Annotated in this window: 19 protein-coding genes and 1 riboswitch; of the genes, 17 read left to right on the top strand and 2 right to left on the bottom strand. The window is 50.4% G+C overall.

The window, feature by feature from the left end; genetic code table 11:
* Positions 1–230: 230 nt before the first annotated feature.
* The 13 genes from ACR0QE_RS09910 (at position 231) to ACR0QE_RS09850 (ending at position 16,224) form a co-directional block, all read left to right on the top strand.
* Positions 231–1,046, top strand: coding sequence for a TrmH family RNA methyltransferase (locus tag ACR0QE_RS09910; RefSeq protein WP_432628196.1), 816 nt, complete (start codon positions 231–233; stop codon positions 1,044–1,046).
* Between the two features lie 58 nt (positions 1,047–1,104).
* On the top strand, positions 1,105–1,551 hold the full coding sequence (locus ACR0QE_RS09905; protein WP_432628195.1) for an NfeD family protein: 447 nt from the start codon (positions 1,105–1,107) through the stop codon (positions 1,549–1,551).
* Between the two features lie 5 nt (positions 1,552–1,556).
* A complete protein-coding gene (locus ACR0QE_RS09900) occupies positions 1,557–2,489 on the top strand; it encodes an SPFH domain-containing protein (RefSeq protein WP_432628194.1) in 933 nt (310 codons plus the stop codon).
* 48 nt (positions 2,490–2,537) lie between these two features.
* Positions 2,538–3,533, top strand: a complete 996-nt coding sequence (gene argF, locus ACR0QE_RS09895; RefSeq protein ID WP_432628193.1) for an ornithine carbamoyltransferase — start codon at positions 2,538–2,540, stop codon at positions 3,531–3,533.
* The gene (locus ACR0QE_RS09890; protein ID WP_432628192.1) at positions 3,530–3,835 is read left to right on the top strand and encodes a DUF6637 family protein; all 306 of its coding nucleotides are present in this window, start codon (positions 3,530–3,532) and stop codon (positions 3,833–3,835) included. The genes argF and ACR0QE_RS09890 overlap by 4 nt, the downstream gene beginning before the upstream one ends.
* 3 nt (positions 3,836–3,838) lie before the next feature.
* Positions 3,839–4,816: a biotin--[acetyl-CoA-carboxylase] ligase gene (locus tag ACR0QE_RS09885; RefSeq protein ID WP_432628191.1), complete on the top strand. Its 978-nt coding sequence runs from the start codon at positions 3,839–3,841 to the stop codon at positions 4,814–4,816.
* Positions 4,803–5,963, top strand: a complete 1,161-nt coding sequence (gene mutY / locus ACR0QE_RS09880; RefSeq protein ID WP_432628190.1) for an A/G-specific adenine glycosylase — start codon at positions 4,803–4,805, stop codon at positions 5,961–5,963. The genes ACR0QE_RS09885 and mutY overlap by 14 nt, the downstream gene beginning before the upstream one ends.
* Before the next feature lie 73 nt (positions 5,964–6,036).
* Positions 6,037–6,951 carry a diacylglycerol/lipid kinase family protein gene (locus ACR0QE_RS09875; protein WP_432628189.1) on the top strand — a complete coding sequence of 305 codons (915 nt, stop codon included), beginning with the start codon at positions 6,037–6,039 and terminating at the stop codon, positions 6,949–6,951.
* A 243-nt stretch (positions 6,952–7,194) separates the two neighbouring features.
* Positions 7,195–8,325, top strand: coding sequence for an RNA polymerase sigma factor RpoD (gene rpoD / locus ACR0QE_RS09870; RefSeq protein ID WP_432628188.1), 1,131 nt, complete (start codon positions 7,195–7,197; stop codon positions 8,323–8,325).
* Positions 8,326–8,422: 97 nt separating this feature from the next.
* The gene (locus ACR0QE_RS09865) at positions 8,423–9,067 is read left to right on the top strand and encodes an epoxyqueuosine reductase QueH (RefSeq protein ID WP_432628187.1); all 645 of its coding nucleotides are present in this window, start codon (positions 8,423–8,425) and stop codon (positions 9,065–9,067) included.
* 263 nt (positions 9,068–9,330) lie between these two features.
* Positions 9,331–9,597: an HPr family phosphocarrier protein gene (locus ACR0QE_RS09860; protein WP_177976893.1), complete on the top strand. Its 267-nt coding sequence runs from the start codon at positions 9,331–9,333 to the stop codon at positions 9,595–9,597.
* Positions 9,598–10,168: 571 nt separating this feature from the next.
* Positions 10,169–14,722, top strand: a complete 4,554-nt coding sequence (gene gltB, locus ACR0QE_RS09855; RefSeq protein WP_432628186.1) for a glutamate synthase large subunit — start codon at positions 10,169–10,171, stop codon at positions 14,720–14,722.
* A 14-nt stretch (positions 14,723–14,736) separates the two neighbouring features.
* Positions 14,737–16,224, top strand: coding sequence for a glutamate synthase subunit beta (locus tag ACR0QE_RS09850; protein ID WP_432628185.1), 1,488 nt, complete (start codon positions 14,737–14,739; stop codon positions 16,222–16,224).
* Between the two features lie 264 nt (positions 16,225–16,488).
* Here the strand turns inward: ACR0QE_RS09850 and ACR0QE_RS09845 are convergent, their stop codons facing one another.
* A complete protein-coding gene (locus ACR0QE_RS09845) occupies positions 16,489–17,565 on the bottom strand; it encodes a tartrate dehydrogenase (RefSeq protein ID WP_432628184.1) in 1,077 nt (358 codons plus the stop codon).
* Between the two features lie 417 nt (positions 17,566–17,982).
* Between ACR0QE_RS09845 and ACR0QE_RS09840 the strand changes: the two genes are divergently transcribed.
* From ACR0QE_RS09840 to asrC, 4 genes are all read left to right on the top strand, one after another.
* A complete protein-coding gene (locus tag ACR0QE_RS09840) occupies positions 17,983–19,287 on the top strand; it encodes a CitMHS family transporter (protein ID WP_432628183.1) in 1,305 nt (434 codons plus the stop codon).
* A gap of 61 nt (positions 19,288–19,348) precedes the next feature.
* A complete protein-coding gene (gene asrA / locus ACR0QE_RS09835) occupies positions 19,349–20,386 on the top strand; it encodes an anaerobic sulfite reductase subunit AsrA (protein WP_432628182.1) in 1,038 nt (345 codons plus the stop codon).
* 19 nt (positions 20,387–20,405) lie between these two features.
* Entirely contained in the window at positions 20,406–21,197 is a 792-nt protein-coding gene (gene asrB, locus ACR0QE_RS09830; protein ID WP_432628181.1) for an anaerobic sulfite reductase subunit AsrB, read from the top strand.
* Between the two features lie 33 nt (positions 21,198–21,230).
* A complete protein-coding gene (asrC, locus tag ACR0QE_RS09825) occupies positions 21,231–22,322 on the top strand; it encodes a sulfite reductase subunit C (protein ID WP_432628180.1) in 1,092 nt (363 codons plus the stop codon).
* Between the two features lie 9 nt (positions 22,323–22,331).
* Here asrC and ACR0QE_RS09820 read toward each other — a convergent pair whose 3' ends face one another.
* Positions 22,332–23,201, bottom strand: coding sequence for a LysR family transcriptional regulator (locus tag ACR0QE_RS09820; protein WP_432628179.1), 870 nt, complete (start codon positions 23,199–23,201; stop codon positions 22,332–22,334).
* A gap of 190 nt (positions 23,202–23,391) precedes the next feature.
* Positions 23,392–23,466, top strand: a riboswitch (Fluoride riboswitch).
* Positions 23,467–23,653: the final 187 nt, after the last annotated feature.

The following is a 23,653-nucleotide window of genomic DNA, read 5'->3' as shown; positions in this document are numbered from 1 at the left end:
CCGCTACATCGAACCCGGAGTAGTTGAACTATTATTATCCTATGGGTAGGTATTTTCGGAACCGAAAATACCGTATGATAAAGTAGATGTTGTGGGATTTTGCCAATTTAAGATGCGAAGCATTGGCAAAATCCGCCCATGCTTATGTACCGCGTAAGCATGGGCGTTTGCATGACTTTATCCGCTGGAGGAGCTCTTTCGTATAACTTAGACAAGGAAGGATTTTTGCAGTGATCAGCAGCACAACAAACAAACAGGTAAAATATGTAAGCGCACTTGTCAAAAAGGCAAAGACGCGGCGGGAGGAAGACCTCTTCGTCGCAGAGGGACTGCGCATGTGTGTGGAGATTCCGAAAGACCGGATCCACACCCTTTATATGTCAGAGAGTTTTGCAAAGGGAAAAGAGGCGACAGCGCTGAAAACAGGCGTCCGCCATGTCGAGCTTGTCAGCGATGAGGTATTTCGCGCAATGTCAGATACCCAGTCTCCACAGGGTGTTCTGGCTCTTGTGCGCCAGTACCACTACAATCTGGGTGAAGTCACAAAGACGCAGGCGGAGACTGGAAAACCGGCACTTCTGATGGTGCTGGAACATCTTCAGGACCCGGGAAATCTCGGAACGATCGTGCGTGCAGGCGAGGGAGCCGGAGTCACGGGAATCATCATGGATGCTTCCACCGCGGACATCTACAATCCAAAGGTTATCCGTTCCACGATGGGATCGATTCTGCGCGTTCCGTTCGTGTATGTCGATGATCTCGATGCCGCTCTTGCCGAGCTGAAGGCGAAGAAGATCCGTATGTTTGCCGCCCATCTTGATGGAAAGAATTCCTACGATCAGGAAGATTACAGGGGAGACAGTGCATTTCTGATCGGAAATGAGGCGAGCGGACTCAGAGAGGAGACCGCCTCAAAGGCAGACATCTGGGTGAGAATTCCGATGTGCGGAAAGGTAGAATCCCTGAATGCAGCAGTTGCTTCTTCCGTCCTGATGTTCGAGGCAGCACGCCAGCGCAGGGGGATTGTAAAGGATTTAGAATTATAGTATGATAAGAAAATAGGATTCCGGAGATGAGACCGGACCGGAAAGGAGGTTTCCTGAAATGACACCAATCTATTGGCTGATTGTCTTTGTCGTGTTGATTGCGATTGAGATTGCGACGCTGGCACTGACGACAATCTGGTTCGCCGGAGGCGCATTTATGGGATTTCTGCTGTCTCTGTTTGGCCTGAGCACAGGAGTTCAGCTGGCCGGTTTCGTGCTGATTTCTTTTTTGATGTTGTTTCTCACGCGTCCGTTTGCGATGCGCTGTATCAAACATACGGAAAAGACAAATGCGGACAGCCTGATCGGGCGTGAAGCGCGTGTGACTGTTGAGATTGACAATGAAAAAGATACGGGAACCGCAGTGGTGAACGGACAGGAATGGACGGCCAGGGCAGAACATGACGGAGATATTTATCCTGCCGGAACAATGACAGAGATCCGGAAAATCCAAGGTGTGAAACTGATTGTAAGCGCAAAGAAAGAGACAAAGAAAGAGAGGTAACATCTATGGGACTGATCATTTTTATGCTGCTCTTGATTATCGTTTTGATGGTGCTGGCTTCCTGTGTGCGCATTGTTCCGCAGGCTCAGGCGCTTGTTGTGGAGCGTCTCGGTGCTTATATGGACACCTGGTCTGTGGGTGTTCATATCATGATGCCGTTTATTGACCGCGTGGCAAAGCGAGTGATTTTAAAAGAGCAGGTGGTCGATTTTGCACCACAGCCGGTTATCACGAAGGATAACGTTACGATGCGGATCGATACGGTCGTGTTCTTCCAGATCACAGATCCGAAACTTTTCGCATACGGCGTTGAGAATCCGATCATGGCGATCGAGAACCTGACGGCGACGACGCTGAGAAACATCATCGGTGACCTTGAGCTCGACCAGACGCTGACATCGAGAGAGACGATCAACACAAAGATGCGCGCTTCTCTCGATGTGGCGACAGATCCGTGGGGAATCAAGGTGAACCGCGTGGAGCTCAAGAACATCATTCCGCCGGCTGCGATCCAGGATGCGATGGAGAAGCAGATGAAAGCAGAGCGAGAGCGCCGAGAGGCGATCCTGCGCGCAGAAGGTGAGAAGAAGTCGACGATTCTTGTCGCAGAGGGTAAGAAAGAGTCTGCGATTCTCGACGCGGAGGCTGACAAGCAGGCTGCAATCCTCCATGCGGAGGCGGAGAAGGAAAAGCGGATCCGTGAGGCCGAAGGTGAGGCGGAAGCAATCCTGAAAGTGCAGAAGGCGAATGCAGATGGACTTCGCTTCCTCAAGGAAGCGGGTGCGGATGAGGCAGTTCTGCGCCTCAAGAGTCTCGAGGCATTTGCGGCAGCGGCAGACGGAAAGGCGACAAAGATCATCATTCCGTCGGAGATCCAGAACATGGCAGGTCTGGTGAAGTCTGTCGTGGAGGTCGCAAAGGAAGAACAGGGACAGTAAATAAAATTTTGAAAATTTTGAAAGTTGAGATACAGGGAGGATAAAGTCATGGATTTAAAGGGAAGAAATTTTCTTACACTGAAGGATTTTACACCGGAGGAGATTCTTTATCTTCTGGATCTGGCAGCAGATCTGAAGAAGAAAAAGAAAGAGGGAGTTCTTGTTGATCACTGGAGAGGAAAAAATGTCGCTCTGATCTTTGAGAAGACGAGTACCAGAACCCGTTGCTCTTTTGAGGTTGCCGCTCACGACATGGGAATGGGAACCACCTATCTGGATCCGACCGGTTCTCAGATCGGAAAGAAAGAGAGCATTGCGGATACCGCACGCGTGCTTGGAAGAATCTATGACGGAATCGAGTACCGCGGTTACGGCCAGGAGATCGTCGAGGAGCTGGCAAAATACGCAGGAGTACCAGTCTGGAACGGCCTGACGAATGAGTACCATCCGACCCAGATGCTTGCTGATATGCTCACGATCCGCGAGCAGCTTGGCCGTCTCAAGGGCGTAAAGCTGGTATATATGGGCGATGCGCGCTACAATATGGGAAATTCCCTGATGGTAGTCTGCTCCAAGCTTGGACTTCACTTTGTGGCATGTGCGCCGAAGAAGTACTTCCCGAATGAGGAGCTTGTCGCACAGTGTCAGGAGTACGCAAAGGCATCCGGCGGCACGATCACGCTGACTGAGGATGTGATGGAGGGAACCAAGGGCGCAGATGTCATTTACACGGACGTCTGGGTATCGATGGGAGAGCCGGATGAGGTATGGACGGAGAGAATCAATGAACTCAGCCCGTACAAGGTAACGATGGATGTGATGAAGAATGCGGGAGAGCAGGCAATCTTTTTACACTGTCTGCCGGCATTCCACGATCTGAAGACGAAGATCGGCAAGGAGATGGGCGAGAGATTCAACATCACGGACATGGAAGTGACCGATGAGGTATTTGAGGCACCGTGCTCAAGAGTCTTTGAGGAGGCAGAGAACCGCATGCATACGATTAAGGCGGTTATGGTTGCCACGCTTGGAGAGCAGGGATGATTTTGAAGGAAAAAAAGAGAAATCCGCGCAGCATGGCGATGATTCTGGATATGCTTCATATCGTGGTGGGGATCCTCGTCGTGATCTGTGTGGTGCTGGCTTTTCTGGATCCGGTGAAGAACCGGATCCTGTTTCCGGCGGTATTCTGGTTGGCATCATTTTTAAATGGTGTCAACGGCTGGTTCCGTTTTCGGGCAGCGGGACATGACCGGAGGGGCCGGACGGCAGGTCTTTTGTATGGACTGCTTGCGGTATTTCTTCTGACAGTCGGGATCATCAGCGCTGTCAGTATCTGGAGGTAGAGAGTGAAGACAGAAATTTTGACATGCTTAAAGGAGACGGACGGATATGTTTCCGGTCAGGAACTGTGTGACCGGCTCGGAGTGTCGCGCACGGCGATCTGGAAAGTCATCGGGCAGCTTCGGGAAGAAGGCTACGATATTGAGGCGGTCAGAAGCCGTGGATACCGGCTCTGCGGCGCCGGGGATGTATTGTCCGAGGCGGAGATTGCGAGTGTGCTCGAGACGGAACGTCTTGGACGAAACATAAGATTTCTGGATGTGATTGAATCCACGAACAATGAGATTCGGCGCATGGCAGAAAACGGAGCGCCGGACGGGACTCTTGCGATTGCGGAGATTCAGACGGCAGGAAAAGGGCGCAGAGGGCGCAGCTGGACCTCTCCGAGAGGAAGCGGAATCTGGATGAGTTTTCTTTTAAGACCCGAATTTGCACCGGAATACGCCTCGATGCTGACGCTTGTGACGGCGATGGCAGTGGAGAAGGCAGTCCGCGAGGAGACTGGTCTTGACTGTCAGATCAAGTGGCCGAATGACATTGTTGTGAACGGACGCAAGATCTGCGGAATTCTGACAGAGATGAGCACGGAGGAGGACAGCATCCGCTATGTCGTTGTCGGAATCGGCATCAATGTCAACACGAGAGAATTTCCGGAGGAGATCCGTAAGACAGCGACCTCGATTGCGATTGAGTGTGGTCACCCGGTGCGCCGCGCACCGCTTGCCGCCGCTGTGCTGAAGGCCTGGGAAGAATTCTATGAGACATTCAAAAAGACTCTCGATTTGAGTCTGCTCAAGGAGGAGTACAATTCCCGTCTTGTCAATATGGGGCGTGAAGTCAAGGTACTCGCACCGAAGGGGGATTACATCGGGACTTCTTACGGAATCACCGACACCGGTGAGCTGATTGTCGAGACAGACGGACAGAGGCGGGAAGTGATGTCAGGCGAGGTGTCCGTGCGGGGCGTTTATGGATATGTATAGGGAAGAGATAGAGAAGCAGGAGGAGCTGCTCGCCCATCTGTATGATCACATTCAGACTGCGGAGAGCGAAAAGGACCCGATGACAGACGAAGAGCGTCTGCGCGCGGGTGTCCGCCCTCTGCTTTTCTGGTATGAGAAGAATCGCAGAATCCTCCCGTGGAGGGAGAAGCCGGAGCCGTACCGTGTCTGGATTTCCGAGATTATGCTCCAGCAGACGAGGGTGGAGGCGGTAAAGCCTTATTTTGAGCGTTTCATGGAGGCGCTTCCGACGGTTGCGGATCTTGCGGAGGTTTCCGATGACCGGTTGATGAAACTCTGGGAGGGACTCGGCTATTACAGCCGTGCCAGAAATCTGAAAAAGGCAGCGGAGGAAATCATGGAACTACACGGCGGGGTGATTCCTGCCGATTACCAGAAATTGCTGAAACTTCCGGGAATCGGAAGTTACACGGCGGGGGCGATTGCCTCGATTGCATTTGGGATTGCGGTTCCGGCAGTCGATGGAAATGTGCTTCGCGTGATCTCGAGAGTCATGGCAAGCCGGGAGGACATCCTTAAACCGGCGACGCGGCGTCATGTCGAGGCGCTGGTCCAGGCGGTGATTCCGTCTGGGTGCGCGAGCGAATTCAACCAGGGACTCATTGAGACGGGGGCGATTGTCTGCGTGCCAAACGGCGAGCCGAAATGTGGTCTCTGTCCGTTTGAGTCGGTGTGTCTGGCACACCGCCGGAATCTTGTGGGAGAGATTCCGGTTAAGACACCGAAGAAGCAGCGCAGGGTCGAGGAGCGCACGGTCTGTATTCTCGAGAGTGGAAATCACGAGATTGCGATTGCGAAGAGACCCGATCAGGGGCTGCTAGCAGGGCTCTATGAGCTTCCGAATGTGGAGGGACAGCTGAAGGAGGAAGAACTCGCGGAAATCTTTGATTTTGACCCGCAGCAGGTTGTTTCCGTTGAGGTGCTTCCGAAGACAAAACACATTTTTTCTCATGTCGAGTGGAGGATGATCGGATACCGGGTTGCACTCTCCGGAGCGCTTCCGGACCGCTTCCTCTGTGCAAAGCGCAGGGAGCTGCTGGAAATTTATCCGCTTCCGGGGGCGTTTGCGGGGTATACAAAAGAGATTTTGAGAGAAACTGGAAAGTAGGTAATTTGTTTCGTTGGGAATGAGTGAAAGGGATAAGATCAGCAGAAGAGTGAAAGAGGCAGGTGACAGTATTATGGGCACAAAAAAACGTATGCTTTTTATCATTAATCCCAGGTCGGGCAGGGAGCGGATTCGCAGAAAACTTCTTGAAATTCTGGATCTCTTTTCGGCGGAAGGATATCATGTACAGGTTCATGTAACGCAGGCGGCGAAGGACGCGAAGAATACCGCGGCGAAGGAGGGCGCAAAGTACGATCTGATTGTGTGCAGCGGCGGAGACGGCACTCTGAACGAGACGATTTCCGGTATCATGGAGATCGAGGAGAAGCGCAGACCGCAGATCGGATACATTCCGGGCGGTTCCACAAATGATTTTGCCGCGAGTCTGAAGCTCCCGAAGCAGGTACTTCAGGCGGCAGAGACCGCAGTCCGCGGAACAGCGGTTCCGATCGATATCGGCCTGTTCTGTGAGGATCGGTATTTTGTGTATGTCGCGGGGTTCGGGGCTTTCACGGAAGTCTCATACATGACTCCGCAGGACCGGAAAAATGTTCTGGGACATCAGGCATACATGATTGAGAGTGTGAAGAGTCTCGCCTCGATCAAGTCGTATCAGATGAAAGTGACCTGGGAAGAGGGGACGCTCGAGGGCGAGTTCATCTTCGGCATGGTGACGAACACGACGAGCGTGGGCGGATTCAAAGGACTGATTAACCAGAATGTCGCCCTCGACGATGGACTTTTTGAGGTTCTTCTGATCCGGACTCCGAAGACGCCGTTAGAGCTGAGTGCGATCGTATCGGAGCTCTTTCTGACAGAGGAGGCGGACAGTGAGCTGGTCTACAAGTTCCGGACCTCATCGATCGAGATTGAGTCGGAGGAAGCGGTCGACTGGGTGCTTGACGGGGAGTTTGGCGGGAGCCGGACGGACGTTAAGATCAGAAATCTTCTGCGATGCCTGAATATTCGCAAAAATATGGATATTTAGGACTTAAAAAACAAAAGAACTGAGAAAAAAATGTTGAAATCCGCAACCTGCTGTTATATAATGATTAGTTGTGTAGGAATTTATTATGCCATGGAATTTTCTTCTATGGCATATTTTGACCGTGCCGAACAGATGACAGAGAAAGGTGATGGGAATCTGGATTTGTCAAGGGTCGGGCGGTTATGAGCAGTAGAGAGGCGGAGATAGGTTCCGCTTTGACACTTCAAGCGAAAGGATGTTACTGTGGAAAAAGACAATTTTTTGGAAAAGCTGAAAAAGCTGGTGGAAGTTGCCAAAACGAAGCACAATGCACTGGATGTCACAGAAATCAATGATTTCTTTGTCGGCGATGATCTGTCTCCGGAGCAGATGGAACAGATTTACAACTACCTTGAGCAGAAACGGATTGATGTTGTCCCTGTAATCGATGATAACCTGCTGGCGGAGGAACCGCTTCTTCTTGATGATGATGACATCGACATGGACGACAACTTCCTGAAAGATGGAGAAGATATCGAACTGGATGCAGTAGATCTTCTGGAAGGTATTGGAACAGAGGATCCGGTCCGGATGTATTTAAAAGAGATCGGCACCGTTCCGCTGCTGAGTGCAGATGAGGAGATCACTCTGGCAAAGCGCAAGGCAGAGGGTGACGAGCATGCGAAGGAGCGTCTGATTGAGGCAAACCTGCGTCTTGTAGTCAGCATTGCAAAGCGTTACACCGGCAGAGGCATGAGCTTCCTGGATCTGGTTCAGGAGGGAAATCTCGGTCTGATTAAGGGCGTAGAGAAATTTGACTATACGAAGGGATACAAGCTGAGTACATATGCGACTTGGTGGATCCGTCAGTCTGTGACTCGTGCGCTTGCAGATCAGGCTCGTACCATCCGTGTGCCGGTTCATATGGTTGAGACAATCAACAAGATGTCCAAGATGCAGAGAAAGCTGACTCTGGAGCTGGGATATGAGCCGTCTGTGACAGAGCTTGCAGATGCACTCGAGATGTCCGAGGATAAGGTTATGGAGATCATGCAGATCGCAAGAGAGCCTGCATCCCTTGAGACCCCGATCGGTGAGGAGGATGACTCCAACCTCGGTGATTTCGTTGCGGACAACAATGTTGTGACCCCGGAGGGAAATGTAGAGTCTGTCATGCTCAGAGAGCACATCGATGCGCTTCTGGGCGACTTAAAGGAGCGTGAGCGTCAGGTCATCGTCCTGCGTTTCGGTCTTGAGGATGGACATCCGCGCACTCTTGAGGAGGTCGGCAAGGAGTTCAACGTTACCCGTGAGCGTATTCGTCAGATTGAGGCGAAGGCCCTGCGCAAACTGCGCAATCCGGTGAGAAGCAAGCGGATTCGTGATTTCCTGTAAGCATTGGCTTGAATCTGGAAAGAGAATAAATACAGGTTTTCTAAAAGGACCTTAAAACAGAAAAGAGCGTATAAGCGCAAAGGTATGGAGCGTGTAGATGAATCGCAGAAATTACCAGAAAGAACTGGAAAAGATCATAGAAGAAAACCAGAACAAGAGCCGGGTTCCCCGGCTCTTGCTGCATAGTTGCTGTGCACCTTGCAGCAGTTACGTTCTGGAATATCTGTCAAAGTATTTTGACATCACGGTATTTTATTACAACCCGAACATCTCCCCGCAGGAGGAGTATGAGAAACGGGTGGAAGAACTGAAAAAGCTGATTGCCGAGCTTCCGGTGATCCATCCGGTTAACCTTGAGGTCGGCGCCTACGAGCCGGAGCGGTTTTATGAGATCAGCAGGGGTTATGAGAAGGTGCCGGAGGGCGGAGAGCGGTGTTTCCGCTGCTATCGCCTGCGCCTAGAGGAGGCGGCAAAACTCGCGTCGGAGGGAGACTTCGACTATTTTGCGACGACGCTGACGATCAGCCCGTTAAAGAACGCGCAGAAGCTCAATGAGATCGGGGAGGAACTTGGAGAAATCTACAAGGTCAGCCATCTTCCGTCCGATTTCAAGAAAAAGAACGGCTACAAGCGTTCGGTTGAACTCTCGGCGGAATATGGGCTTTACCGGCAGAATTACTGCGGCTGTGTGTTCTCGAAGGCGGAGGCGCTTGAGAGAGAGGCGAGAATGCAGGAAAAATGATGTTATGTACACGGGTAGGCATTTTCTGAACTGAAAATGCCGTATGATACAGTGGTGGTAGCAGATTTTGCCGATTTGGAATGCGAAGCATCGGCAAAATCCGTTGCTGTTTGCGCAATGCGTGAACAGTAACAAAATGACGGATTAATGGGTGTTTTAACTTGACACTTCGGGCAAATTGTAATAAACTTTTAATTAGAAATTCCAAGCTTATCCGCAGGAATTTGAGGGAGATATTATAATAAAAAAGGAGATTTTGAGCCATGCTTAGTAAGAAAATTACCGTAGTAAACCCGTCAGGACTGCATTTAAGACCAGCTGGTGTTCTGTCTCAGACTGCAATGAAGTTCAAATGTGATGTTTTCATTGAGTGCGGAGAGAAGAAAGTTGTCGCAAAGAGCGTACTGAATGTAATGGCAGCAGGAATCAAGTCCGGCACCGAGATCAATCTGGTATGCGATGGCGAAGATGAGGCAGCTGCAATGGAGACCATCAGCAAGGCAATCGAGAGCGGACTGGGCGAGCTGTAAGAGCGGCGCGCGTCTGGCGATTAGAAGAGTTTAAGTTTTTAAGATTTTGTGAAAAAGAGAGACAGGCTTTGTGTGCTTCGAGGAGGAAGCGCGCAGAGCCTGTTTTTGTGTTGTCCGCAATCGTTCCTGAAGCTTTTGGGGTTTTTCTGCTCAAACGTGTTGCGGAGAGATGCAGATTTTGCCGGTTGGGAATGTGAAGTATTGTCATTGTGCAGCGCATGAACTCGAAAGATTTTCTAAATTGAAAAGATTTCTCACAAAAGAAAATTAAGAAAATACGCGATGAGCGCACATCTGTCCGCATACACGAACCGAAAAAGAACGAAAAGTCTGTCAACTTCTGGCACTAATTAAAAAAACTCTGAAAAAGACAGACTATTAACTTTAGAATATTAAGTTCTCCAATTATCTGACAACTTATTGCAAAAAAATATTTACAAACGGAAAATCTTGTAGTATTATCATTATCATTAAAAATCACCAGCATTTTTAACCACGAGAGTGTGCCGATATCATTCCCCTTATCCCCGGGGCACACTCTGAGACATCTTATACGGAAAGGAAATGAGCAATGGAGAGCGATCAGAGAACACCCAAAAAGGCTCCGGGTCTTTACGATCCCCGATTTGAGCATGACAACTGTGGTATCGGAGCAGTTGCCAACATCAAAGGCATTAAGACTCACAGAACGGTAGACCAGGCACTTCACATCGTGGAGAACCTTCAGCACCGCGCCGGAAAAGACGCAGAGGGCAAGACAGGTGACGGTGTCGGAATCATGCTTCAGATTTCCCACAAATTTTTCAAAAAGGTGACGAAACCGCTTGGAATCGAGCTCGGCGGAGAGCGCGAGTACGGCGTCGGCATGTTTTTCTTCCCGCAGGACGAGCTTGCGAGAAATCAGGCGAAAAAGATGCTTGAGATCATCGTGCAGAAGGAGGGACTCAAGTTCCTCGGCTGGCGTGACCTTCCGACTCATCCGGAACTGATCGGTGACAAGGCAGTCGCAAAGATGCCTTACATCGTACAGGGATTTATCGGAAAGCCGGCAGACGTGGAGAAGGGACTCGACTTTGACCGTCGTCTCTACGTTGCCCGCCGTGTGTTTGAGCAGAGTAACGATGATACGTATGTCGTATCGATGAGCAGCAGAACGATTGTATACAAGGGTATGTTCCTTGTAAAAGAGCTGAGACTTTTCTTTGAGGATCTTCAGGATCCGGATTATGAGTCTGCAATCGCGACGGTTCACTCCCGTTTCAGCACGAACACGAACCCGAGCTGGATGCGTGCCCATCCGAACCGTTTCATCGTCCACAACGGTGAGATCAACACGATCCGTGGAAATGTCGACAAGATGATGGCGCGCGAGGAGAACATGGAGACGAAGTTCTTCAAGTCCGATATGTACAAGGTACTCCCGATCATCAATCAGGAAGGTTCCGACTCCGCGATGCTCGACAATGCGCTCGAGTTCATGGTGATGAGTGGCATGGAGCTTCCGATGGCAGTCATGATCATGATTCCGGCTCCGTGGCAGCACGACAAGTCGATGCCGCAGGAGGTAAAGGATTTCTACCGCTACTATGCGACGATGATGGAGCCGTGGGATGGCCCGGCTTCGATCGTGTTCTCCGACGGTGATGTGATGGGTGCCGTGCTTGACCGAAATGGTCTGCGTCCTTCCCGTTACTACATCACGGATGACGATCAGGTGATCCTTGCTTCTGAGGTCGGCGCAATCGACATTGAGCAGTCTCATGTTGTGAAGAAAGAGCGCCTGCGCCCGGGAAAGATGCTCCTGATCGATACCGTGAAGGGAGAGCTTGTCGGAGATGAGGAGTTAAAGAACCGTTACGCTTCCCGCCAGCCTTATGGCGAGTGGCTTGATTCCAATCTCGTTGAGCTGAAAAACCTGCCGATCCCGAACAAGGGTGTGCCGGAGATCACGAAAGACCAGCGTGCAAGACTTCAGAAGACCTACGGCTACACGTATGAGCAATACCGCACGATGATCCTTCCGATGGCGCTCAACGGCGCTGAGGCAGTTTCTGCGATGGGTGCGGACAGCCCGCTTGCCGTGCTCTCCAAGAAGCACCAGCCGCTGTTCAACTACTTCAAACAGCTCTTTGCTCAGGTAACAAACCCGCCGATCGACTCGATCCGTGAGGAGATCGTCACCTCTACAACCGTCTATGTCGGAGAGGAGGGAAATGTCCTTGAGGAGAAGCCGGGCAACTGCCACATCCTGAAAGTGGAGAACCCGATTCTGACCTGTACCGACCTTCTGAAGATCAAGTACATGAACAAGCCGGGATTCAAGGTTGAGACGATCCCGATCACTTATTATAAGAACACTTCTCTTGAGAAGGCGATTGAGAGACTCTTCCTCGAGGTAGACCGTGCACACCGCGACGGCGTCAACATCATCATCCTGTCCGACCGTGACATCGATGAGAACCGTGTGCCGATCCCGTCCCTGCTTGCGGTATCTGCTCTTCAGCAGCACCTTGTAAAGACGAAGAAGCGCACCTCGATGGCACTGATTCTTGAGAGCGGTGAGCCGAGAGAGGTTCATCACTTTGCAACGCTTCTCGGCTACGGTGCGAGTGCGATCAACCCGTATCTGGCTCAGGAGTCCGTGCATTACCTGATCGAGTCAAAGATGCTCGACAAGGACTACTATGCAGCAGTCAACGATTACGACTCTGCTGTTCTTCATGGAATTGTCAAGATCGCATCGAAGATGGGTATCTCGACGATCCAGTCTTATCAGGGAGCTCAGATTTTCGAGGCAATCGGTATCTCCAAGGATGTTGTGGACAAGTACTTTACGGACACGGTCAGCCGTGTCGGTGGCATCACACTCGAGGATATCGCAAACGATGTGGATGCACTCCACTCAAGTGCATTTGATCCGCTCGGTCTGAATTCCGATCTGACACTCGAGAGTGTCGGAAGCCACAAGGAGCGCGCCGGACAGGAGGAACATCTCTACAATCCGCGCACGATCCATCTGCTCCAGCAGGCAGCGTGGACAGACAGCTATGAGATCTTCAAGGAGTACAGCCATGCACTCAATGAGGAAGAGCAGACGGTCAACCTGCGCAGCCTGATCGATTTCAAGTTCGATGAGAACGGTGGAATCCCGATCGATGAGGTCGAGAGCGTTGACTCGATCGTGAAGCGTTTCAAGACCGGAGCAATGTCTTACGGCTCGATCTCCCAGGAAGCACATGAGACTCTGGCAATCGCGATGAACCGTCTCGGTGGCAAGTCGAATACCGGTGAGGGCGGTGAGAGCTTAGACCGTCTCGTTCCGGGCCCGAAGAACAACAACCGCTGTTCTGCGATCAAGCAGGTCGCTTCCGGCCGTTTCGGTGTCACCTCCCGCTACCTCGTGAGCGCGCAGGAGATCCAGATCAAGATGGCCCAGGGTGCAAAACCTGGTGAGGGCGGTCAGCTTCCGGGCGGAAAGGTTTACCCGTGGGTAGCAAAGACCCGTCACTCAACAACCGGTGTCGGCCTGATTTCCCCGCCACCGCATCATGACATCTACCCGATCGAGGATCTGGCACAGCTGATCTACGATCTGAAGAACTCCAACACGAGAGCGAGAATCTCTGTCAAGCTCGTATCGGAGGCTGGTGTCGGAACCGTCGCTGCCGGTGTTGCAAAGGCAGGTGCACAGGTCATCCTCGTATCCGGCTTTGATGGCGGTACCGGTGCAGCTCCGAGAAACTCGATCTACAATGCAGGTCTTCCGTGGGAACTCGGTGTCGCAGAGGCACACCAGACGCTGATCATGAACGGACTGCGCGATAAGGTCATCCTTGAGACAGATGGAAAGCTGATGACCGGGCGTGACGTTGCGATCGCAGCGATGCTCGGCGCAGAGGAGTTCGGATTTGCGACGGCTCCGCTTGTGACAATGGGATGCGTGATGATGCGTGTCTGCAACCTCGACACCTGTCCGGTCGGCATCGCAACGCAGAATCCGGAGCTGAGAAAGCGCTTCAAGGGCAAGCCGGAGTATGTTGTGAACTTCATGCACTTCATCGCTCAGGAACTCCGCGAGTACATGGCAAAACTTGGAATCCGCACGGTCGATGAACTTGTCGGACGCACCGATCTGCTCAAGAAGAAGGATCACATCCCGAATGCCCGTGCAAATAAGGTCGATCTCTCGAATATCCTGAACAATCCGTATGAGGGAGAGCCGCTTCGCGGTTATCACGACAAGGTGGAGTACGATTTCAAGCTCGACAAGACGATCGATGAGCAGGTGTTCTTGAAGAAACTCAAGACCGCACTTGTGAACGGTCAGAAGAAGGGACTTCAGGTCGATGTCTCCAACGTGGACCGTGCGCTCGGAACAATCTTCGGATCAGAGATCACCCGTCATTATCCGGACGGACTGCCGGAAGATACGTTCACGATCCAGTGCAGCGGAAGCGGCGGACAGAGCTTTGGAGCCTTCATCCCGAAGGGTCTGACTCTCGAACTTGTCGGCGACAGCAACGACTACTTCGGAAAGGGTCTGTCAGGCGGAAAGCTCGTCGTTTACCCGCCGAAGGGAGTACAGTTCAAGGCAGAAGACAACATCGTGATCGGTAACGTTGCCCTCTACGGCGCGACGAGCGGTAAAGCATTCATCAACGGTGTTGCCGGTGAGCGTTTCTGTGTCCGCAACTCCGGTGCGACCGCTGTTGTCGAGGGTGTCGGCGACCACGGCTGTGAGTACATGACCGGTGGACGTGTTGTCATCCTCGGAACGACCGGCAAGAACTTTGCAGCGGGCATGAGCGGTGGTATCGCCTATGTTCTGGATGAAAAACGTGATCTCTACAAGAGACTCAACAAATCTCTCGTCTCTCTCGAGGAGGTAACAAACAAGTACGATGTTCTTGAGTTAAAAGAGATGATTCAGGAACATGTCGCTTACACCAACTCGGAAAAGGGCAAATACATCCTCGATCATTTCGGAGAGTATCTGCCGAAATTCAAGAAGGTAATGCCGCATGATTACCGCCGGATGCTCAACACGATTGTCCAGATGGAAGAAAAGGGACTCAGCAGTGAGCAGGCACAGATCGAGGCATTCTATGCCAACATGAGAAAGTAGGGAGGAGAGAGAACATGGGAAAGCCAACAGGATTTTTAGAGTATGACAGAGCCAATGGCAAGGCTGTGGCTCCGTTAGAGAGAATTAAGAACTTCAATGAATTCCATGCCTCTCTGTCAGAGGAACAGCAGAGAAAACAGGGAGCACGCTGCATGGACTGCGGCGTTCCCTTCTGCCAGTCCGGCATGGTACTCGGCGGAATGGTCTCAGGCTGTCCGCTTAACAACCTCTGCCCGGAGTGGAACGATCTGGTCTTCACAGGAAACTGGTCTCAGGCATACAACCGCCTGAAAAAGACAAACAGTTTTCCGGAGTTCACGAGCCGTGTCTGTCCGGCTCCGTGTGAGGCCGCATGTACCTGTGGTTTAAACGGAGATCCGGTTACAATCAAGGAGAATGAGCACGCGATCATTGAGCGCGCCTATGAGACCGGAGAGGCAGGTCCGTGCCCGCCGAGAGTGCGCACCGAGAAGCGGATTGCCGTCATCGGTTCCGGTCCGTCCGGACTCGCAGCCGCAGATCAGCTCAACAAGCGCGGCCACAATGTAACCGTGTTTGAGAGAGAGGACCGCGTCGGCGGACTGCTGATGTACGGAATCCCGAACATGAAACTCGAGAAGTCTGTGATCGACCGCAAGATCGAGGTGATGAAGGCGGAGGGCATCCGCTTTATGACCGGTGCAGATGTCGGCAAGAACTACAAGGCAGGAAGACTCAAGAAAGAGTACGACAGCATCATTCTTGCATGTGGAGCATCGAATCCGAGAGACATCCAGGTTCCGGGCCGTGAGGCAGAAGGCATCTATTTTGCGGTGGATTTCCTCAAATCCACGACGAAGAGCCTGTTAAATTCCAATCTCGAGGATGGTAACTACATCTCCGCGAAAGACAAGCACGTCATCGTCATCGGCGGCGGTGACACCGGAAACGACTGTGTCGGAACCTCGATCCGTCATGGCTGTGCATCCGTCACCCAGCTCGAGATGATGCCGAAACCGCCGGTGACCCGTGCGGCAAACAACACCTGGCCGGAGTGGCCGAGAGTGCTGAAAACTGATTATGGTCAGGAGGAAGCGATTGCCGTATTCGGAGAAGATCCGCGCGTCTACCAGACAACGGTGAAGGAGTTTATCAAGGATGAGACCGGAAAAGTCTGCAAGGCAGTCCTGATCAACCTCGTTCCGCAGAAAGATCCGGAGACCGGAAGAAATATGATGGTCGCAGTCGAGGGCTCTGAGCGCGAAGTGCCGGCAGATCTTGTGCTGATCGCAGCAGGCTTCCTCGGAACGCAGGAGTACGTGGCAAATGCGTTTGGTGTGGAGTTAAATGCCCGCACAAACGTTGCGACAGAGGCCGGAAAATATGCGACGAATGTGGAGAAAGTCTTCGTGGCAGGAGATATGCACCGCGGACAGTCCCTCGTCGTGTGGGCAATCCATGAGGGACGAGAAGTCGCAAAAGAAGTGGATAAGTTCCTGATGGGGTATACAAACCTGGCATAGCTATAAGCCTATTGCGCCAGCCCACATCGAGCTGGAGCGAAGCGGAAGCGAGATGGCACGGCGAAAATATGGTGAAGTTACGCTCCGGCGACGCAATAAGTCCCGCAAACTCGTTCGCCGGAGCTTTTTGCGATACAGCGAAAGAGCCGGAAGAAAGAATTCTTTCTCCCGGCTCTTTTTTGGTTGGGGTTTTATATTTTTATGGCAATAGCATGAAGGTTTAGTTTATTGTTTTTACTGCTTTTTTAAGCGTTTTTTCGGTTTTTAGGCTTCTTTTAACTTTCTTACAACCTCATCTCCGACTTCAGAGGTGGTTGCAGTGCCGCCCATATCCGGTGTGAGAACTTTCTTCTCATTTACAACATCATAAATGATCTTTACGATGCGGTCAGCCCAGTCTTTTTCGCCCAGGAATTCGAGCATCAGGGCAGCAGACCAGATGGAAGCGAGCGGGTTGGACTTGCCCTGGCCTGCAATATCCGGTGCGGAACCGTGTACCGGCTCAAACATGGACGGGAACTTTCTCTCCGGGTTTAAGTTTGCACTTGCTGCCAGACCCATTCCGTTTGAAACTCCGGCAGCCAGATCGGTCAGAATATCGCCGAACAGGTTCGGAGCTACAACGATCTGGAATCTCTTCGGGTTCTTGACGAGAGTCATCGCTGCTGCATCTACGAGCAGGGAGTCGGTCTCAACATCCGGGTATTCCTTTGAGATCTGATTGAAGACACTGTCCCAGAATACCATGGAGTACTGCATGGCATTGCCCTTTGAGATGCTGGTCAGCTTCTTGTGCTCCTTGCGTGCAAGCTCAAATGCATAGCGGATAACGCGCTCACAGCCGTGTCTGGAGAAGACACCGTCCTGAAGGACTACTTCGTGAGGAGTTCCCTTGTAGAGCCATGCACCGGCACCTGCGTACTCACCCTCGCTGTTCTCGCGGATAACCTTGATCTGTACGTCCTCTTTCTTGATTCCCTTTAACGGGGAGAGGTCCGGATTGATCAGGAGGGACGGACGGTAGTTGATGTACTGGTCGAACTCTTTTCGAATCTCAACCAGCAGACCCCACAGGGAGATGTGATCCGGTACGCCAGGATATCCGACTGCGCCGAGAAGGATCGCATCGGACTTGCCCAGTTTCTCGATGCCGTCTTTCGGCATCATCTCTCCGGTCTTTAAATAATACTCACATCCCCACGGATACTCGGTGAAATCAAATTTCACGGATTTGTCGAGTTCCTCGAGTGTGCGGAGAACTTTGAGGCTCTCCTCTGTTACCTCCGTTCCGATTCCATCGCCTGCTACCACTGCAATCTTGTAAGTCTTCTTGTTTTCCATACGTTTCTTCTCCTTTTCATGATGATTGTCTAAATACATTCTGTTCATGTAAATTTGAAACTTAAAAATGATGACCTGAACGATTTGGTAGCCTCATTATCTAACAGATCGTCAGATTTGTGAAATTATCTTTTTTTAAGAGTTCATAACCAAAATATTGTAAAAATGTCCCTGATTTTCAAAAAAACGGAGTTTGGCAGGTGGCAGGGTAAAGCCTTATAAAATCTGCCATTGAAAAAGGATGATTATGGTTCTGGATGATAATCAAAAGTTATTTAATCATTTGTTTTTTTGATTTCACCTGACGGGAATTTTATTATATAAATGAGATGGATGATCTGAACAAAAGAAAAAAGAGCATTTGGGGCTGAGATGGCCGGCCAGGCCGACAAAATTTTGTATAGGGGGTTCGCGTATATGGATATTTTGGGAATTGTTGGAATCATAACCATCATATTGTTAGTTTCTCTTCTCTTGAGCAACAAGATTTCTACGATGAATGCACTGATTGCACTTCCGATTCTTGCGTGTGTCATCATCGGGCAGAGTTCAAAACTTTCCGAATATGTGATAAGCGGTTTAAAGACAGTTGCTCCAACCGGAACGATGTTCATCTTTGCAGTTCTGTTTTTTGGAATTATGGGAGATGCGGGAACATTTGACCGGATTGTCAATCAGGTGCTGAAGATCGTGGGAACTGATCCGTTAAAGATCTGTATCGGTACGCTCGTGATTACCTGTATTGCTCATCTGGATGGTTCCGGAGCAGTTACCTATCTGATCACGATTCCGGCAATGCTGCCGATCTTCAAAAAGCTGAAGATGGACAAGAGAATTCTTGCAACGATCTGTGCACTCGGAGAGGGAACTGTCAACATGGTTCCGTGGGGAGGACCGACTCTTCGCGCTTCGATGTCCTTGAACGTATCGCTTCAGGAGCTGTACAATCCGATGATCCTTCCTCAGATTGCCGGTATTGTGGCATGTTTTGCGATCACGGTATGGTTTGGACTCAGAGAGAGAAAGCGCCTCAATATCGATTATAAGGGAAATGCAGTCATTGAACAGACGAAGCTTACCGATGAGGAGCTTGCGCTGCAGAGACCGCAGCTGTTTCTTTTTAATGTAATTTTGATTCTTGCGACGATCATCTGTCTGACGGTTGCAGTTCTTCCGCCGGCAGGCTGTTTCATGGTGGCAACAGTCATCGCGTTCTTTGTAAACTATCCGGATCTGGATCTGCAGAGAAAGCTGGTTGACCGTCACGCGCAGGCGGCTATGCTGATGGCATCAACGCTGTTTGCAGCAGGCATTTTTACTGGAATCATGAAGGATTCCGGTATGCTCAGTTCAATCGCAAATGGAATTGTGACGTTCCTTCCGACTTCGATTGCCCGCCATATGCCGGTTGCACTCGCAGTTGTCTCCATGCCGCTGACGCTTGTATTTGATCCGGATAGCTTTTATTACGGAATTCTTCCGGTCTTTGCGGAGGCTGGACAGGCATTTGGCATTGATCCGCTGATGATCGGCCGTGCAGCAATGTGTGGTCACACAACGCTCGGATGCCCGATCTCTCCGTTGATTCCGTCCACATTTCTGTTGATCGGACTTTCTGAGATCGGACTGCCGGAGCATCAGAAACACAGCTTTATTCCGCTGTGGATTGTTTCGATGGTCATTCTTGTAACAGCGATTATATGCGGAATTATCACTGTTTAATTGTTTGACAGAGTTTCATTTTACAATTATTTATTAAAAAATCAGAGGAGGAGTTGTTTTCATGGGATACAAAGTAAGCTTTGAAGAAGCCAACAAGATCCTGGCAAAGCTTCAGAATGAGTATGAGATCTGGGCACCGAAGCGATTTGTGGGCAAGGGCAGATATTCCGACACCGATCTGGTAAAGTATGCCAAGATCAATACGATTGAGGAAGTTGAGTACAAGAAGAAATCCGACTTCCCGGCAAAAGAGGTTCTGACTCCGATCACCGAGTCTCTGTTCTACTTCACGGAGGACGAGTTCATCGAGAGCAAGGCAACCAGCAAGAAGCTGCTGATCTTCATGCGTCCGTGTGACATTCACGCACAGCATCATCAGGAGCGCATCTACTTAAATAACGGCGGATTCGAGGGCATGTACTACAAGCGCATGAACGAGAAGGTTAAGATCGTTATGATGGAGTGTGCGAAAGGATGGGATACCTGCTTCTGCGTGAGCATGGGAACCAACAAGGCAGAGGATTACTCCATGGCAGTCCGCTTCGGCGAGGACGGACTTCTGGTTGATGTAAAGGATCCGGATTTTGCAGGATGCTTCGAGAACGACGAGAAGGCAGACTTTAAGCCGGATTATGTAAAAGAGAATGTCCTGAAAGTAACTGTTCCGGAGATCCCGAACAAGGACGTTTTAACCAAGTTAAAACAGCATCCGATGTGGAACGAGTACAACAAGCGTTGTATCTCCTGCGGAGCTTGTACAATTGCGTGCAGCACCTGTACCTGCTTTACCACCACGGATATCATCTACAACGAGAATGGCCGTGTCGGCGAGAGAAAGCGTACTTCCGCTTCCTGCCAGATCAAGGGCTTTACGGATATGGCTGGCGGCATGAGCTTCCGCAACACTGCCGGTGATCGTATGCGTTACAAAGTACTCCACAAATTCCACGACTACAAGGCACGTTTCAAGGATTACCATATGTGCGTAGGCTGCGGCCGATGCATGGAGCGTTGTCCGGAACTGATCTCCATCGTAGCAACTGTCAACAAGATGGGCAAGGCGATTGATGAGATCGTAGCCGAGTCTGACAAGGCGTGAGAGAGAGAGGTGGAGAAGAATGAATAACATTATCAAGCCGGTAGCATGTGAAATCATCAGCATTAAGCGTGAGAGCGTTCATGAGTATACCTTCCGTGTTGCTACGGACATCAAGCCGCAGCCGGGACAGTTCTTACAGCTCTCCATTCCGAAGGTAGGCGAGGCGCCGATCTCCGTCAGCTCCTATGGCGAGGGTTGGATGGAGTTTACCATTCGTTCCGTAGGTAAAGTAACCGATGAGATTTTTGAGATGCAGCCAGGAGATCATCTGTTCCTGCGTGGACCGTACGGACACGGATGGCCGATTGAGCAGTACAAGGGCAAGCATGTGGTAGTCATCACCGGAGGAACCGGTCTGGCTCCGGTAAAGAGCATGCTGAATATGTTCTATGAGAACCCGGATTACGTGAAGAGCGTAACCTTAATCAGCGGATTTAAGAATGAAGAAGGCATCATCTTCAAAGAGGATCTTGAGAGATGGAAAGAGCGCTTCACCACTTACTACACGCTGGATCGTGACCACAAGGATGGCTGGAACACCGGTTTTGTAACCGAGTTCGTTTCCAAAGTTCCGTTAAAGGAGTTTGGAGAGGATTACGAGATGGTAATCGTAGGACCGCCGCCAATGATGAAGTTCACCGGTCTGGAGGCTGTAAAGTGTGGCGCGAAGGAAGAGAAGATCTGGGTATCCTTCGAGAGAAAGATGTCCTGCGCAGTTGGTAAGTGCGGACATTGCCGTATCGATGAAGTGTATGTATGCCTGGATGGCCCGGTATTCAACTATACACAGGCTAAGAATCTGATTGACTAAGAAAATGGAATGGAAAGGAAAGGGGCAAGGATTATGAATCAGGATATTGATATCAAGAAAGTGCGTATCAACTGTTTCCGCCAGTCTAAAGTACCGGGTGAGTTCATGCTTCAGCTGCGTGTCCCGGGCGGTGTGACGAAGGCGAAACATCTGGCCATGGTGCAGGAGATCTGTGAGAGATGGGGAAATGGAACCTTCCATTTCGGCACCAGACAGACTTTTGATATTCCGGGAATCAAGTATGAGAATATCGAGGCAGTGAACAAGTACATCAAGGAGTATATCCATGAGATTGATGTGGAGAACTGTGGCGTGGACATGAATACGATCGCAGGGGAGCCTGCTGAGTACGATGAGGATGCGGGTTATCCGACGATCGGTGCAAGAAATATCATGGCCTGTGTCGGAAATGCACACTGCATCAAGGGAAATGCAAACACCGTACAGCTGGCAAGAAAGATCGAGAAGCTGATCTTCCCGTCCCACTACCACATCAAAGTTGCAGTTGCAGGCTGCCCGAACGACTGTGTAAAGGCAAACTTCAATGACTTTGGTATCATGGGCATCAACAAGCAGGTCTATGACATCGACCGTTGTATCGGCTGCGGCGCCTGTGTGGAGGCTTGTCAGCATCATGCAACCGGCGTTCTGAGCCTGAACAAGAATGGCAAGATCGATAAGGATACCTGTTGCTGCGTGGGTTGTGGTGAGTGTTCGATCGCCTGCCCGACCGGTGCCTGGAGCAGAGGACCGCATCTGTATCGTGTCACCCTGGGTGGACGTACCGGTAAGCAGAACCCGCGTTCCGGTAAGCTGTTCTTGAACTGGGTAACTGAGGATGTTATCCTTGGAATGTTCGCAAACTGGCAGAAGTTCTCCGCATGGGCTCTGGACTACAAGCCGGAGTACCTGCATGGCGGTCATCTGATTGACCGTGTCGGCTACAAGGAGTTCGTAAAGCACATTTTTGAGGGTGTCACTTTCAACCCGGAGGCAAAGATGGCAGACGACATCTACTGGGCAGAGAATGAGCAGCGCGGAAATATGCACGTTATGCCGCTGTCCCAGCATAAGCATGCCGGTCCGGCAGAGACTGCAAATTACAGCTTCGCCCAGCAGAAGTAAAGATAAAGATTATGAAATCTGTTCTTTTATGTAGGTGAGAAACGTCTGGATGTTGTCGTACAGATATCCGTTTTTCATCCAGATCATCTCAATATCATAATAGATTGGTGGATCGAGGGAGAGTGGCACAATGCCATTCTCCTTTTCTGCGATAGCGCGATATAAAAATCCACAGGCGACGCCCTGCTTGATAAGAAGGAGCTTGTTGTAAAGCTGTTCCGTCGACCAGGTGATGTTGGGTTCGCATTTTGAATCTTCGTATCGTTTCATGATAATATGGCGGAAATGGGAGCTTTCCTTGATTTCCACGATGGAGTCCGGGGCAGTCTGGACGATGGAAATGCTCTTTTCGTTTGCCAGAGGATGTTCCTCATTGACACAGTAGACAATTTCCTGATTGGAGAAACGACAGGAATCCTGATTCTCAAAGTCCAGATCGGAACCACTCACGACAATGACATCCACCTGATCTTCCTGAAGCGATTTTCTGAGGGAAGCGGAACTTCCGTAAAAACATTCGATCCGGATGTCCGGGTATTTTCGATGAAAGTCCGCGAGGGTAGGAATCAGAAGGGCACTGATCATCGGGGGAAGTCCGAGACGGATGCTTGTAACTTTCTTTCTGAGAAGTCTCATGTTTCTCTCAATTTTCTTTTCTTCTTCAAGAAAGTCCTTAATTTCGAGCAGAAAATAGGTTCCTTCTTTGGTGAGAATCAATTTCTTTTTTTCCCGCTTGAAAAGGCGGATCTGGAATTCCTCTTCCAGATCCCGGATTGCGTTTGAGATTGCGGGCTGAGAGACGTGCAGACATTCGGCAGCTTTCGTGATGCTGTGCTGGTTGCACACCTCCTGAAAATATTGTAATTGGAATAATTTCATCGTGGTTTTGGTATCTCCATTTCTTTCGTAAGCGAAATGCGAAAATTTATCAGGTATCGTTTTATTATAGCACATTTTGGAGGGAATGTTTCAGAAATCATGTAGGAGGAGTTGACTTTTTCGATCGCCTGAGCTTTTTTCTCCACAAGAAAGGTTCTCGTTGACAGAACTGCAAAATTGCGATATATTTTAAAACACAGGGAATGAAGTTCTCCCTTGGATAAAACCTAAACTGCTTATAATAGCTGATGACTTCTACGATTCTTTTTTATGAAGAGAAAATCGTGGGAGTGCATCAGCTTTTTTTATATATACTATAAATGAGCAAATTTGAAAAATTGCACAAAACTACGCCACGGTCTTTACAAAGGAGTCAAAATCATTGCATTCCCTTGCACATTGATAGAGGACTCGATATTTTTCCATCTGGATTATGTCACTGATCTTGTGAT

The organism is Brotaphodocola sp., assembly GCF_050873065.1.
In the GTDB taxonomy this organism is placed as follows: domain Bacteria; phylum Bacillota; class Clostridia; order Lachnospirales; family Lachnospiraceae; genus Brotaphodocola.
This window is presented reverse-complemented; position numbering and strand designations above follow the sequence as displayed.

Bases quoted from the DNA above. Each gene is read 5' to 3' on its own strand.
- ACR0QE_RS09905 (WP_432628195.1), top strand. From the start codon at position 1,105: ATGACACCAATCTATTGGCTGATTGTCTTTGTCGTGTTGATTGCGATT.
- ACR0QE_RS09900 (WP_432628194.1), top strand. From the start codon at position 1,557: ATGGGACTGATCATTTTTATGCTGCTCTTGATTATCGTTTTGATGGTG.
- argF (WP_432628193.1), top strand. From the start codon at position 2,538: ATGGATTTAAAGGGAAGAAATTTTCTTACACTGAAGGATTTTACACCG.
- ACR0QE_RS09890 (WP_432628192.1), top strand. From the start codon at position 3,530: ATGATTTTGAAGGAAAAAAAGAGAAATCCGCGCAGCATGGCGATGATT.
- mutY (WP_432628190.1), top strand. From the start codon at position 4,803: ATGGATATGTATAGGGAAGAGATAGAGAAGCAGGAGGAGCTGCTCGCC.
- ACR0QE_RS09875 (WP_432628189.1), top strand. From the start codon at position 6,037: ATGGGCACAAAAAAACGTATGCTTTTTATCATTAATCCCAGGTCGGGC.
- ACR0QE_RS09865 (WP_432628187.1), top strand. From the start codon at position 8,423: ATGAATCGCAGAAATTACCAGAAAGAACTGGAAAAGATCATAGAAGAA.
- ACR0QE_RS09860 (WP_177976893.1), top strand. From the start codon at position 9,331: ATGCTTAGTAAGAAAATTACCGTAGTAAACCCGTCAGGACTGCATTTA.
- gltB (WP_432628186.1), top strand. From the start codon at position 10,169: ATGGAGAGCGATCAGAGAACACCCAAAAAGGCTCCGGGTCTTTACGAT.
- ACR0QE_RS09850 (WP_432628185.1), top strand. From the start codon at position 14,737: ATGGGAAAGCCAACAGGATTTTTAGAGTATGACAGAGCCAATGGCAAG.
- ACR0QE_RS09845 (WP_432628184.1), bottom strand. From the start codon at position 17,565: ATGGAAAACAAGAAGACTTACAAGATTGCAGTGGTAGCAGGCGATGGA.
- ACR0QE_RS09840 (WP_432628183.1), top strand. From the start codon at position 17,983: ATGGATATTTTGGGAATTGTTGGAATCATAACCATCATATTGTTAGTT.
- asrA (WP_432628182.1), top strand. From the start codon at position 19,349: ATGGGATACAAAGTAAGCTTTGAAGAAGCCAACAAGATCCTGGCAAAG.
- asrB (WP_432628181.1), top strand. From the start codon at position 20,406: ATGAATAACATTATCAAGCCGGTAGCATGTGAAATCATCAGCATTAAG.
- asrC (WP_432628180.1), top strand. From the start codon at position 21,231: ATGAATCAGGATATTGATATCAAGAAAGTGCGTATCAACTGTTTCCGC.
- ACR0QE_RS09820 (WP_432628179.1), bottom strand. From the start codon at position 23,201: ATGAAATTATTCCAATTACAATATTTTCAGGAGGTGTGCAACCAGCAC.